Origin of the sequence: Rahnella sp. BCC 1045 (assembly GCF_019049615.1) — a bacterium.
GTDB lineage: Bacteria > Pseudomonadota > Gammaproteobacteria > Enterobacterales > Enterobacteriaceae > Rahnella > Rahnella contaminans.
Genome location: NZ_JAFMOZ010000117.1, coordinates 64,732 through 77,713 on the forward strand (window position 1 = coordinate 64,732; position 12,982 = coordinate 77,713).

General features: G+C 55.0%; 10 protein-coding genes. 4 read left to right on the forward strand and 6 right to left on the reverse strand.

Annotated features, from left to right (window positions below; genetic code table 11):
• Nucleotides 1–9 precede the first annotated feature (9 nt).
• Both J1782_RS08840 and J1782_RS08845 read right to left on the reverse strand, forming a co-directional pair.
• Nucleotides 10–924 (reverse strand): branched-chain amino acid ABC transporter permease LivH, encoded by a 915-nt coding sequence (locus J1782_RS08840; protein WP_152325770.1) that lies wholly within the window; start codon nt 922–924, stop codon nt 10–12.
• 79 nt (nt 925–1,003) lie between these two features.
• Complete coding sequence (locus J1782_RS08845) at nt 1,004–2,128, reverse strand: branched-chain amino acid ABC transporter substrate-binding protein (RefSeq protein ID WP_217152960.1); 1,125 nt, start codon at nt 2,126–2,128, stop codon at nt 1,004–1,006.
• 433 nt (nt 2,129–2,561) lie between these two features.
• Here J1782_RS08845 and J1782_RS08850 point away from each other — a divergent pair, with 433 nt between their 5' ends.
• Complete coding sequence (locus J1782_RS08850) at nt 2,562–2,777, forward strand: YgdI/YgdR family lipoprotein (RefSeq protein WP_217152961.1); 216 nt, start codon at nt 2,562–2,564, stop codon at nt 2,775–2,777.
• 2 nt (nt 2,778–2,779) lie between these two features.
• On the opposite strand, the gene J1782_RS08855 is transcribed toward J1782_RS08850, so the two are convergent.
• Nucleotides 2,780–3,724, reverse strand: a complete 945-nt coding sequence (locus J1782_RS08855) for a sugar-binding transcriptional regulator (RefSeq protein ID WP_208952316.1) — start codon at nt 3,722–3,724, stop codon at nt 2,780–2,782.
• A gap of 207 nt (nt 3,725–3,931) precedes the next feature.
• Here J1782_RS08855 and dalD point away from each other — a divergent pair, with 207 nt between their 5' ends.
• The 3 genes from dalD (at nt 3,932) to J1782_RS08870 (ending at nt 8,190) form a co-directional block, all read left to right on the forward strand.
• A complete protein-coding gene (gene dalD / locus J1782_RS08860; RefSeq protein WP_217152962.1) occupies nt 3,932–5,329 on the forward strand; it encodes a D-arabinitol 4-dehydrogenase in 1,398 nt (465 codons plus the stop codon).
• A gap of 10 nt (nt 5,330–5,339) precedes the next feature.
• On the forward strand, nt 5,340–6,803 hold the full coding sequence (xylB, locus tag J1782_RS08865; RefSeq protein ID WP_217152963.1) for a xylulokinase: 1,464 nt from the start codon (nt 5,340–5,342) through the stop codon (nt 6,801–6,803).
• A gap of 91 nt (nt 6,804–6,894) precedes the next feature.
• Entirely contained in the window at nt 6,895–8,190 is a 1,296-nt protein-coding gene (locus tag J1782_RS08870; RefSeq protein ID WP_208952319.1) for an MFS transporter, read from the forward strand.
• A 46-nt stretch (nt 8,191–8,236) separates the two neighbouring features.
• Here the strand turns inward: J1782_RS08870 and hemB are convergent, their stop codons facing one another.
• From hemB to J1782_RS08885, 3 genes are all read right to left on the reverse strand, one after another.
• The gene (gene hemB / locus J1782_RS08875; RefSeq protein WP_152325764.1) at nt 8,237–9,211 is read right to left on the reverse strand and encodes a porphobilinogen synthase; all 975 of its coding nucleotides are present in this window, start codon (nt 9,209–9,211) and stop codon (nt 8,237–8,239) included.
• A gap of 212 nt (nt 9,212–9,423) precedes the next feature.
• The gene (locus J1782_RS08880; protein WP_152325763.1) at nt 9,424–11,523 is read right to left on the reverse strand and encodes a peptidase domain-containing ABC transporter; all 2,100 of its coding nucleotides are present in this window, start codon (nt 11,521–11,523) and stop codon (nt 9,424–9,426) included.
• Entirely contained in the window at nt 11,510–12,796 is a 1,287-nt protein-coding gene (locus tag J1782_RS08885) for an HlyD family secretion protein (protein ID WP_152325762.1), read from the reverse strand. The genes J1782_RS08880 and J1782_RS08885 overlap by 14 nt, the downstream gene beginning before the upstream one ends.
• Between the last annotated feature and the right edge of the window lie 186 nt (nt 12,797–12,982).

Sequence of the window (12,982 nt, forward strand, 5' to 3'; positions counted from 1 at the left end):
TTATTTCCCTCACACTTTCGTCACGACCGGACGGCCCAGCAGACCCTGAGGGCGGAAAATGAGGATCACCACCAGCAATCCAAACGAAAAGACATCTTTGTAATCCGAGTTCACCATGCCTGAGAACTGCGCTTCGGCGATCCCCAGAATCAGGCCGCCCAGCATCGCCCCCGGCAACGAACCAATGCCGCCTAATACCGCCGCCGTGAACGCTTTAATACCAATGATAAATCCGGCGTAAAAATCGAAAGTGCCGTAATTCATGGTAACCAGAACACCCGCCAGCCCGGCCATCGCCGCCCCAATCATAAAAACCAGCGAGATAATACGGTCAGTGTTGATGCCGAGAATTGAAGCCATTTTTCTGTCCTGCTGCACCGCACGACACATGCGACCGAGCTTGGTATTACTGATAATCCACGACAGCACCAGCATTCCGAGAAGCGAGGCCACCAGAATGAACAGCTTGGTGTAGGTCATCTGGACAAAGCTTTCGCCGATATGAAAGCGGATGGCACCGTCCAGCATGGTCGGGATCCCCTGCTGTCGCGGCCCCTGACTGATTTGTGCGTAGTTCTGCAAAATCAGCGACATACCGATGGCCGAAATCAGCGGCGCAAGGCGTGTGGAGTTTCGCAGCGGTTTATACGCAATGCGCTCAATCGCCCAGCCATAGACGCCGGTGACCACGATGGTGAACACCAGCGTGCCGAGGATCAGCAGCGGAAAGGAGTGCAACCCGAAGAAGGAAAGCAACGCCAGCGCGATGGCGCAGAGGTAGGCGGAAATCATATACACTTCGCCGTGGGCAAAGTTGATCATGCCGATAATGCCGTAAACCATGGTGTAGCCGATGGCGATGAGACCGTAAACCGCACCGAGCGTGATGCCATTAAACAGTTGTTGCAGGAAGAAAGAATCCATAAATACGCTGTCTCTTTTTGTGACCGCGCCTGGCTAAGGCGCGGTCTGACACGGGTTCAAAATGGCAAGTCAAACAGCTTTATTCTTTCACTTCCTGATATTTGCCTTTGTCATCCCATTTATATACGACGTAATCAGAGACTTTCAGGTCGCCTTTACTGTCCCAGGATTTTTTACCCATGACGGTATCGACGCTGTTGGCTTTCAGCCAGGCGCTGGCTTTGGCGGAATCGCTGCCGCCAGTGGCTTTGAATGCGGCAGCAATGGCCTGAACGGACGCATAGGAATAGAGGGTATAACCTTCCGGTTCAAATTTGCCGGCGCGGAATTTATCGATAACGGCTTTGCCGTCAGGGATCAGACGCGGGTCTTTACCGAAGGTCATCAGAATACCGTTGGTGTATTGCGGGCCGCCGGCTGCGGTCACCATTTCTTCGTTAACGATACAGTCGCCGGAGAAGAAGGTCGCCTGAACGCCCTGCTCACGCATCTGGCGGACTAACGGACCGGCTTCCGGATGGCAGCCGCCGAAGAACACCACATCTGGTTTCTGCGCACTGATTTTTGTCACCAGCGCGTTGAAGTCTTTTTCGCCGCGCGACAGGCCTTCATACATCACCTCTTTCACGCCACGTTTGTTGAGCGCCGCTTTGGTGGCATCCGCCAGACCCTGACCGTAGGTATCTTTATCGTGGATGATGACCACTTTTTGGGCTTTCAGTTTGTCGATGATGTAATCGCTCGCCACTAATCCTTGCTGGTCGTCACGGCCACACATGCGGAACATGTCACTCATGCCGCGTTCGGTGATTTGCGGGTTGGTGGAGCCCGGCGTGATGGCGATAATTTCGGCGTCGTTATACACCTCGGAGGCAGGCATGGTGGAGGAAGAACAGAAATGTCCGACCACGGCCTGCACTTTATCCTGATCGACTAAACGGTTAGCCACCGCCACCGCCTGTTTCGGTTCGCAGGCGTCATCGCCCTGGACCAGTTTAATTTTCTCGCCATTAATCCCGCCTGCGGCATTAATGTCTTCGGCAGCCTGCGTGGCCCCGTGCCAGTACTGATCACCGTAAGTCGCATTCGGCCCGGTAAACGGACCCGCAACGCCAATCAAAATATCCGCACGCGCGGAGAAAGCGGTAACCAGACAACCGGCCAGCAACAAAGAGAGCGGACTTTTCATAAATTTCATCGACATCGTCATGATCCTTAGCACTGTGTTTGAGTAGAAACCTGAACTAAAAAGAAAATTCTGAAGCTTGATTTTGAAATTCACGGCTGACGCCAAAAGACGAAAGGTTTCCCGAGGTTTAATCAAAGGTAAGAAACATAAGCAAAATATCTGCCAGTGTTTCCAATGCTCTGAGAATGTGTCGGGTTCTGTGAGTATAGATAGCGCTCAGTCCGCGTTACGGGCAACTGACAGAAACGACGACGGGATCACACCGCACTGAGCTGGTGCTAAAAAGCGACGAAAATGAGGATAGCGAAACGGCGTGCACCAAAATGAGCCGTGATAAATCAGTCACTCCGTTCACACAATTACGCCTGGTGACATTTTTATCCTTTGCTTCTTGCGGCAGGTTGTTTTGTAATGCGGGCAGATGATTGCAACGGGAAACTACTGAACAATGAAGAAATTATCCTGCCTGACGGCTGTGGTTCTGGCGCTGACATTGACGGGTTGCGCCGGCGATTACGTGATCAATACCAAAGCCGGCGATCAGCTTTTCGCCCATGGCGAACCGGATCGCGACCGCGATACCGGTATGACCAGCTATACCGACATGAACGGCGATTATCATCTGATGAACACCAATGATATCGCGGGGATTGTGAAGAAGTAGGGTTAAACCAGCAACGCCTGCGCGCAGGACTCATCGGTGACAAGCCCGTTGATCCAGCGACCTTCGAGGGCGGCGCGGATAGCAATCTGCTTATCTGCGCCACCGGCCAGCGCGATCACCGGTTGATCATCATGCGGATGCGGTCCGACGCTGGTGAGGCGCGAATTCAGCACACTGTCGATGCGCTGTCCGTCCTGTCCCATAAAGTGCCCGAGCACTTCTCCCACGGCCCCGCTTTTCGCGAGTTTTTCCACTTCTTCCAGACTGATAAATCCGTCCTTGTGCAGCGGACACCCCGGTTCAATGGTGCCGATACCGATAAACGTCACGTTGGCCTGACTGGCCTTTTCACTGACCGTGCGGTAGATACGATGATTGCACCACATCGCGCGATCGTCTTCGCCGTCGGCAAACAGGGGGGCAGGCAGGATGAAATAGCGTCCCTGTGTTTTTTGCGCCATCAGCAGCGGCACGTCGTAACGGGTACAGGAGCCGTCCGACGCAATCGCGCCAATCAGCGAAACGCTGCTGTGCTGCGGTCTTTCTATATCCGCCAGTTCGTCGATGGCCGCTTTCAGCGTTCTCCCGGAACCCACGCCGATAATCATCGGTTCATCGCTGCGGATAAACTGCGTCATCACTTGCGCTCCCGCCACCGCAATGGCATGACTGATGCCCGACGGCGTCATACCCTGCCCCGGCACCACCTGGCAAATATCCAGCCCGAAACGCTTTTGTAATTGCGCCGCCAGTTCCATACAGCGCCCCACCGAATGGGAAATGTGAACGCTGACCAGCCCGTTATCGATCGCGCTGGCTACCAGCCGCTGGGCGACCTGCCGCGAAACGCCTAAGGCTTCGGCGATTTCATGTTGGGTTTGCCCGGCGACGTAATACATCCACGCCGCCCGTGCAGCCAGATCCATTTTCTTGTCGTTCTTACTCATGCGCGCATTCCAGCCGGTGTTTTCAGTGGCGAGATTTTATCGTTTTTCGCCTCTTCCTGTGATCGCTAAATACATCGGTCCACGAAATGTGTGAGCTAAAGCCCATTTAACGGGCAAATATTCCATTAGATTAACCGCAATCGAGCAAAAGCCCACTAAAAGGGCTTAAGCTCACACCAAATCAATAATCACTTTGTGGAGAATCTGATGAAAAATGCTCACCAACTGCAATCGTCTGTCTGGCTGCATATCGGCAGCGGCTCTTTCCACCGGGCCCATCAGGCATGGTATCTGCACCGCTTACTGGCGAAGGGGGATAACAGCTGGTCAATCGCACTGGGTAACATTCGCGAAGATGGCGTTCCGCTTCTGAACGCGTTGCAGGCGCAGGGCGGTAAATACGTGCTGGAAACTGTCACTCCGCAGGGTGAGCGTGAATATGAAACCATCACTTCCATTCAGAAAATCATTGCGTGGGATAACGAACTGGCCGCGCTGGTGGCTCAGGGGGCAGATCCGCACACCAGAGTGATTTCCTTTACCGTGACCGAAGGCGGTTATTACCTTGATAACCAGTTCAATCTCGACCAGCAAAATGCTGATATTCAGGCTGATTTGCAGGGCGCATGCCGCACGATTTATGGTGCCATCGGCCATATTCTGGCGCGTCGGATTGCGCTTAAGGGTGGCGATATCACCCTGCTGAACTGCGATAATCTTCGCCATAACGGCGAACGTTTCCGTCACGGTCTGCTGCAATTTCTGGCCCTGCGCCAGCAACACGACATCAGCGACTGGGTAAAAAATCACACCCGCAGCCCGAACACGATGGTGGATCGCATTACCCCGCGTCCGTCACCGGACGTCGCCGTGCGTGTGGCTCAGGCAACCGGATTTGAAGACCGGGTGCCGGTTATGGGCGAGGCTTTCATTCAGTGGGTAATCGAGGATGATTTCATCGCGGGTCGCCCGCACCTGGAAGAGGCTGGCGTAGAAATGGTGGAGTCCGTTCTGCCATATGAAGAAGCAAAAATCCGCATTCTCAATGCCAGCCACAGCTGCATCGCCTGGGCGGGGACGCTGACCGGTCAGCGCTTTATCGATGAAAGCACGCGTACTCCCTCCATTTGCCAGATGGCGTATGACTACGTCACGCAAGACGTGATCCCCTCCCTGACGCCAAGTCCGTTAGATCTGGCGCGCTACCGCGATGTCGTGCTCGAGCGTTTCAGTAATCCGCACATTCAGGACACAAATCAGCGTGTTGCCGCCGATGGTTTCTCTAAAATTCCGGGATTCATAACCCCGACCTTGCAGGAATGTTATCAGCGCGGTCAGACGCCACGGGCCACTGCCATGCTGCCTGCGCTGTTCTTCGTTTTCATGCAGCAATGGCATCTCGGTCTTCTGCCTTACGAATATCAGGACGGTATTCTCGACGCTCCGGCGGTGCATGCCCTGTTCAGCAGCGCTGATCCGGTGGCGCAATTTGCCGCCGATGAAAAGCTGTTTGCCGGACTGGCGGGCGATAAGGCCTTTACCGAACTGATGCGCCAGTCCGTTGAGCGCGTCCGTCACTGGCTGAATGACGCAAAACGCGTCTGAGGAGCACTCTATGTATCTCGGACTGGATTTAGGGACGTCGGAAATCAAAGCGGTCGTAATTGACGATCAGGGCCGGTTACTGGCCAGTGCCGGTGAGGCGCTCGAAGTCAGCCGCCCGCATCCGCATCATGCAGAACAGGATCCGCAAGAGTGGTGGCAGGCCACGCAGCGGGTGATTTCGAGCCTGCGCAGTAAGTTGCCGCAACGATGGTCAGAGGTCAGCGCCATCGGTTTATCCGGGCAAATGCACGGCGCGGTTCTTCTCAGCCGCGAAGGCCGGGTACTGCGTCCTGCCATTTTATGGAATGACACCCGCAGCGCAGCGGAATGCGCACAACTCACGCAAAGCGCACCGCAGCTTCATCAGGTTGCAGGAAATCTGGCTATGCCTGGTTTTACTGCCCCGAAACTCTTGTGGGTGGCGCGACATGAACCAGAGATTTTTGAACAAACGGCGACCGTCCTGCTGCCTAAAGATTATCTGCGCTGGATGATGAGCGGCGAGAAAGTCTCTGATATGTCAGACGCGGCGGGCACCCTGTGGCTCGACGTGGCGAAACGTGACTGGTCGGATAATCTGCTCGCCGCCTGCGGCCTGACGCGTGATCACATGCCGCGTCTGGCGGAAGGCAGCGATGTCAGCGCCACGTTGAAAAATGACATTGCCCGCGCCTGGGGCCTGCGCGACGACGTGGTGATCGCCGGAGGCGGCGGGGATAATGCTGCCAGCGCCGTCGGTATCGGCGCGGTCGATCCCGGCGATGCTTTTATTTCTCTCGGCACGTCCGGCGTACTTTTTGCGGTTAATGACCGCTTCCGTCCTAACCCGCAATCGGCAGTGCATGCATTCTGCCACGCCCTGCCGGACCGCTGGCACCAGATGAGCGTGATGCTCACCGCGGCCAGTGCGCTGCGCTGGTATTGCAATCTGGTGGGCAGTAACGAAACCACGCTGCTGGCAGAAATCACCCAGCTTAATCCGTCGCAACAGCGTCAGGCGCCGCTGTTCCTGCCTTATCTTTCCGGCGAACGTACGCCGCATAACGATCCTTATGCCACCGGGGCATTTCATGGCATGACGCATACCACGGACCGTGCCGCTTTGGGTTATGCCGTGCTGGAAGGCGTGGCATTCGGCATGGCCGACGGACGCGATGTGATGCAGCAGGCCGGAACGCAATTACAGCAATGCTCGCTGGTGGGCGGTGGCGCGCGCAGTGACCGCTGGGCGCAGCTGATGAGTGACGCACTGAATCTGCCGGTCGTCACCCACAGCGGCGGCGAGGCCGGTGGCGCACTGGGCGCCGCACGGCTGGGCTGGCTGGCAGCGGGCGGAGACTTTCGGGACGTGTGCCGCAAACCGCCGGTGGCGCAGCACTTTTACCCTGATGCCCAAACCCGCGACATGCTCGCTGAGCGCCTGAAAACCTGGCGTCAGCTCTATCAGCAGCAGGTCGACCTGCGTAACGCCTGAACGATGTAATAACCACCGGGGGCGCCTGAGCGCCCCGTCTCTGACCCTGACAACATAACCAGCTGCGAAATCTTTCGCAGAGGAGTCTGACATGCACGATCTACACAAACCGCGCACCCACTGGTTCGGTCTGCCGATGAATCTTTTCTGGGGCTATATCGCCATTGCGCTTTTCATGAGCGGCGACGGCTTCGAAATGGCGTTCCTCTCCAAACATATTATTGATATGGGTTTCACCGCCTCTGAATCTGCCGTGGTCTTTACGGTTTACGGTCTGGCGGCGGCGCTGGCGGCGTGGAGTTCCGGCGTGGTGGCGGAAATCATTACGCCGCAAAAAGCGATGCGCATCGGCTTTATACTCTGGGTGGTGATGCATGTGCTGTTTATGCTGTTTGGTCTGGGGATGAAAAATTATCCGCTGATGCTGCTGTTTTATGGTATCCGCGGGCTGGCCTATCCGCTGTTTATTTACTCCTTTGTAATGCTGGTTGTGCAGACCGTGCCGAAACAAAATCTCTCCTCGGCGATGGGCTGGTTCTGGGCGATGTACTCCATTGGCATCGGCTGTATCGGCAGTTATCTGCCCAGTTTCACCATTCCCTTTATGGGCGAAACCGGCACGTTATGGTTTGCGATTGCGTGGGTGGTTGCTGGCGGACTCATGGCGATGATCCTGCTACGCAATGTTGGGAAACCCGGCAGTAAAGCCAGTCTGACACCGAAAGAAAAGCTCGGCGAACTGAGCCGCGCGGTGACGATTTTATTCACCAACCGCAATATTTTTATGTCATGCCTGATCCGCATTATTAATACGATCTCCCTGTTCGGTTTTGCGGTGATCATGCCAATGCTGTTTGTCGGACGGCTGGGTTTTACCATGTCGGAATGGCTGCAAATCTGGGCGGTATTCTTCTTCGTGACGATTTTTACCAACGTGATGTGGGGCGTGTTAGGGGAGAAAATTGGCTGGCTGCGGCAGGTGCGCTGGTTCGGTTGTATCGGCTGCGCGATATCCAGCCTGGCATTCTATTATCTGCCGGTCTGGGCAGGACATAACTTCTGGGTGGCGCTGATCCCCGCCGTCATGCTGGGTATCACCGTTGCGGCTTTCGTGCCGATGACCGCCGTCTTCCCGGTTCTGGAACCCAATCACAAAGGCGCGGCAATCTCGATTTATAACCTTTCCGCGGGCCTGAGTAATTTTGTTGCACCGGCCATTGCCTCGATTGTGCTGCCGTTCTTCGACATAGAAGGTGTGGTCTGGGTCTATACCGCGCTTTATCTGGTCGCCGCCGTGCTGACGGTGATGGTCAAAGTGGAGCAACCGGGACATCCTGCCAAAGTCAGAAGCGGAACCCTGCCCGCCGGTTCTGCCGCAAGGACATAAAAAAACCGGGCGAAAGCCCGGTTTTTGTTTGCAGCGGGAGCAGAAATTACAGCCCCTGCTCGGCAATATCCATCGCAAAGTACGTCAGAATAATATCTGCGCCTGCACGTTTAATCGCGCCCAGGCTTTCACGCACCACGGCGCGTTCGTCGATGGCACCGGCCTGAGCCGCGAACTTGATCATCGCGTATTCGCCGCTGACCTGATACGCCGCCAGTGGCAGGCGGGAAGCCTCGCGGATATCGCGGATCACATCCAGATACGCGCCAGCGGGTTTAACCATCAGCGCATCGGCTCCTTCCTGCTCATCCATCAGCGACTCACGCACGGCTTCACGGCGGTTCATCGGGTTCATCTGATACTGCTTGCGGTTGCCTTTGAGCACGCTGCCGCCCGCTTCACGGAATGGCCCGTACATTGAGGATGCGAACTTGGTGGAATAGGCCATGATCGAGGTGTCAATAAATCCGGCTTCATCCAGCGCGCTGCGGATGGCCTGCACCTGACCGTCCTGTGCGGCGGATGGCGCAATGAAATCTGCACCGGCGGCAGCGGCAACCACGGCCTGTTTGCCGAGATTGATCAGTGTGGCGTCGTTATCCACGCCGTGGTCGTGCAGCACGCCGCAGTGCCCGTGCGAGGTGTATTCGCAGAAACAGGTGTCGGACATGACGATCATTTCCGGCACGGTGTCTTTACAGATGCGCGCCATACGGGCGACCAGACCGTTTTCGTTCCAGGTGTCGCTGCCGGTGGCATCCATATGATGCGAGATGCCAAACGTCATGACCGAGCGGATACCGGCGCGGGCGTAGCGTTCGATTTCAAACGCCAGGCGGGATTCAGGAATGCGCAGCACACCCGGCATGGCTTCGATCGGTACGTATTCAGAGGTCTCTTCTTCTACGAAAATCGGCAGTACCAGATCGTTGACGCTAAATTCAGTTTCCTGAAAGAGAGTGCGCAGGGATTCGGACTGTCTCAGGCGGCGAAGGCGTGAGCTCGGGAACTGATTCGACATGAAAACTCCTTAAAATTAGTCTGTTGCGCTGATATTTTTTAGAAACAGGAGCGCAGACAGTTCAGACGGCAGGAGGCAATGCAGCGCCGTCAGACGATGAAGCCCGCATTTTATAATAACTTTTAAACAAATGATGAACTTTCCGTGAGGAGATGTAACAGAGGTGGCATTATTGGAAAGGCGATCCCAATTCTCGGGATCGCCGGAACGTGTTATCCCAGCTTAATTTCCCTGTCTGCTGAAGCAATCGTCGATGGCCGGTGCGCGATAAATATCCGCGTAATATCCAGTTCACTGATCGCCTGGTTGATGCGCATTTCGTTGTCCAGATCCAGATGGCTGGTGGCTTCATCGAGGAACAGGATCGCCGGACGACGGTATAACGCGCGGGCAATCAGCAAGCGCTGTTTCTGCCCGCCGGACAAGCTGCCGCCCAGTTCGCTGATCAGTGTTTCATAGCCCATCGGCATACGTTCGATATCGTCGTGAATATTACAACGGCGGGCGCAGTCGATAATCCGCGCTTCGTCTTTCTGCTCATCAAAGCTGGCAATGTTCTCGCCGATGGAACCGGCGAACAACGTATCATCCTGTAACACACAGGCGATGCAGCTGCGGTAATTGTTCAGCCCGGCGGTGGTGATATCCATTCCGTTGATGAGAATGCGGCCTTCGGTCGGCGTCAGCAAACCGGTCATGATTTTCATCAGCGTGGTTTTGCCCTGCCCCGACGGCCCGGTGATGGCCACGCTTTCCCCCGCCGCCACCGACAGATTCAGGCCGTTAATCAGCGGTGCGGACAGGCTGTCGTACTGGAAAACCAGATCCCGCACATCCAGTGACGCTGCCTCGCCGGCCCGCAGCAATTCACGTTCCGGCAGGGATTTTTCAGTCTCCGTCAGTGCGATATCGGCGATACGGTCGCGATGCAGGGACAACATCCGCAACTGCAACATCATATTCAGCAGATTGGCCGCACGTTCGGAAAACTGCCCGCGATAAGTGTTAAATGCCACGAACATCCCAAGCGTCATATGCCCGTCAATCACCTGCGTTGCACCGAGCCACAGCAGCGCGACCTGATCGAGCGTGGCGATCAACGTATTACCGCCGGTAAACATCATTTCAAATTTGGTTTTGCGCACCGTCGCATTGGCGTTATCAATGTTCAGATTCAGCCAGAAATTGGCGCGGGCTTTCGATAAACCGAGCGCCTTCAGCGTGCTGATGCCGTAAAGCGTTTCCATAAAGTGCGAGCCGGCACGCGCACCTTTAACGATTTGTTCTTCCGACACCTGGCGGTAGGCGTTATAGGTTGTCAGACGGAACACCACGTAAATCGCCGTAAAGCCGAGGATCACCCAAATCAGCCAGCCGCCGTACAACACCATCATCACGATCAGCCCGACCGACATAATACCGTCGATAATACTGTTGACGACGTTGGTGGTCAGCGTGGTACGCAGCGTGTCGAGCGAGGTGAAGCGTGACTGAATGTCGCCGAGTTTGCGCTTTTCAAAATAATCGAGCGGCAGTTTGAGCAGATGGTCGAACAGCCGCGCTTTCCACTGCACGTCAATCAGCGTACTCATCACCAGCGAGGTCCAGGCGCGCAGCATACTGACGCCGGTGCGGAAAATGATGAAGAACAGCAAGCCGAGGCAAATCAGCGTCAGTAAATCAGGGTCTTTCGCCGGGATCACGTGATCCATCACCAGCTGCATGCCGACCGGCAGCAACAGATTGACCGATTCGATCATCAGCGACAGGCAGAAGATTTTGGTCAGCGCCGGAATAAGCCCGCTGACGTTGCCCATCATTTTGCGCAAATCGAGCCGTACGCGCGGTTTTTCAGAGGTAAAACCGTTATCCGGCCACAATTCCAGCGCCACGCCGGTGAAGTGTTCGGAAACCTCCCGCATGCCCAGCGAGCGACGGCCAAACGCCGGATCGTGAATAACCACCTTGCCCTGCTTCACGCCGACCAGTACCACGAAATGATTGAGATCCCAGTGCAAAATACACGGCGTTTTCAGCGCATTCAGTTCGTCAATATCGAGCTTCAGCGCGCGGGATTTCATCTCATTCGCCGTGGCGATATCCATCAGCGTGCGCAGCGTCGCCCCCCGCGATGAAATGCCGTAGTGCTGACGCAGACTCTGCAAATCAACATGTTTTCCGTGATAGCCAAACACCATCGCCAGACTGGCCAGCCCGCATTCAGCGGCTTCTGTTTGTATAATCTGCGGCACCCGGTGGCGCCAGCTAAAGTGCAGGCGGTCAGCCAGCTCCCGTACGTTATCGAGATTCATTAATTGGCCCCACCACGCTTTTCTTCATGCTGTAATACGGAGACAACATCCACTGATACAGCGGCCTTTTCTCCAGGAATAAGGTTGATTCGGCTTTCATGCCGCTGGATAAATTCAGCGTCTCGCCGTGCCAGTCCATCGCTTTTTTATCCAGTGAAACAATCACTTTGTAATAAGGTCCGCTGACCGTGCCGTTTGCCGTACGCGGCGCGCTGGCGTAGGAATTCAGTTCCTGCTCAGAAACCGGTGCAGAAGAGATCGATTCCACCTTACCGGGGAACTGACCATATTTTTCAAACGGATAGGCTTCGTAACGGATATTAATGTGCTCACCGGCTTTGACGTAAGGCACGCTTTCATTGGGCAGCCAGGCGACGAGGAAGAACGGAGAATTACTGGCAGGCACCAGCTGCGCCAGACTGTCGCCTGCATTCACCATCTGTCCGGGAGTGACGCTCAGCGAGGAGATTTTACCGGAGGTCGGCGCGGTGATCAGCAGGGAACCTTTCGCATCGGCCTGCGCCAGCTGACGCTCCAGATCGTTGCGCTGGTAGCCGTACTGCGAAATCTGATTATCAAACTCGGCGGCGCGCGTCACCAGTTCGCTGCGCAGATTGGTGATCTGCAAGGCTTCCTGAATCGCCTGAGTGTTCAGGCTCTGGAACGAGGTTTGCTGCTGGTAAAACAGGTAGCGCTGGTTATTCAGCTGGTCGGTATTGATGAGGCCTTTCTTCTGATACGCGCCGTAGTTCTGCATGCTTTTTTTCATGGCATCCAGCCCTTCCTGAGCGGAATCGACCATGCTCTGCGAAACCTGATGCGCTTTCTCATACTGCTCTAACTGCTGTTGCAGGTTTTGCAGCGTTTCCTGCTTATTGTGCTCAAGCTGAGCGACAATCGAATCAATTTGCTCACGCTGTTTTTTGATGGCGGCGAGCGTGGTGGTACTGACATTACCTGCCTGCGTCACGCGGCTGACGTCAATTTCATACAGCGGCTGACCCTTTTTCACCGGCTTGCCGGTATCGACATACAGTTTAGTGATCACCCCCTGTTCCGGGCTGAATAAATTAATACTGTGCGGCTGAGTGATAATTTCACCGCTGACGTTTATACGCCGGGTGTAATTAGTGAAGATTAGGAATATCAGTAAAGAAATAAGAAAAAGAGTGGTCAGCGAGGTCACAATCCATAACGGCCAGCCAGCGAGTAATAATGCTTTACCCGTCCAGTGGTTTTGCTGATGTTCATTGACCTCTTTGCGAAAGAGCATATTTTTGGTTCCGGAAGCACAGGCTGTAAAAACAGAATCGTTGAAAGATAGCAGCCTGAAAGCCTCCTGCCACCGCGATTACTCTGAAACATCGCCCGGAGGTATTAACGCACAGAGACAGTTACGCCGTAATATTAAATAACTTTTTGTCACAGGCATTATTCACCCGGAGTTATTCGATTATTT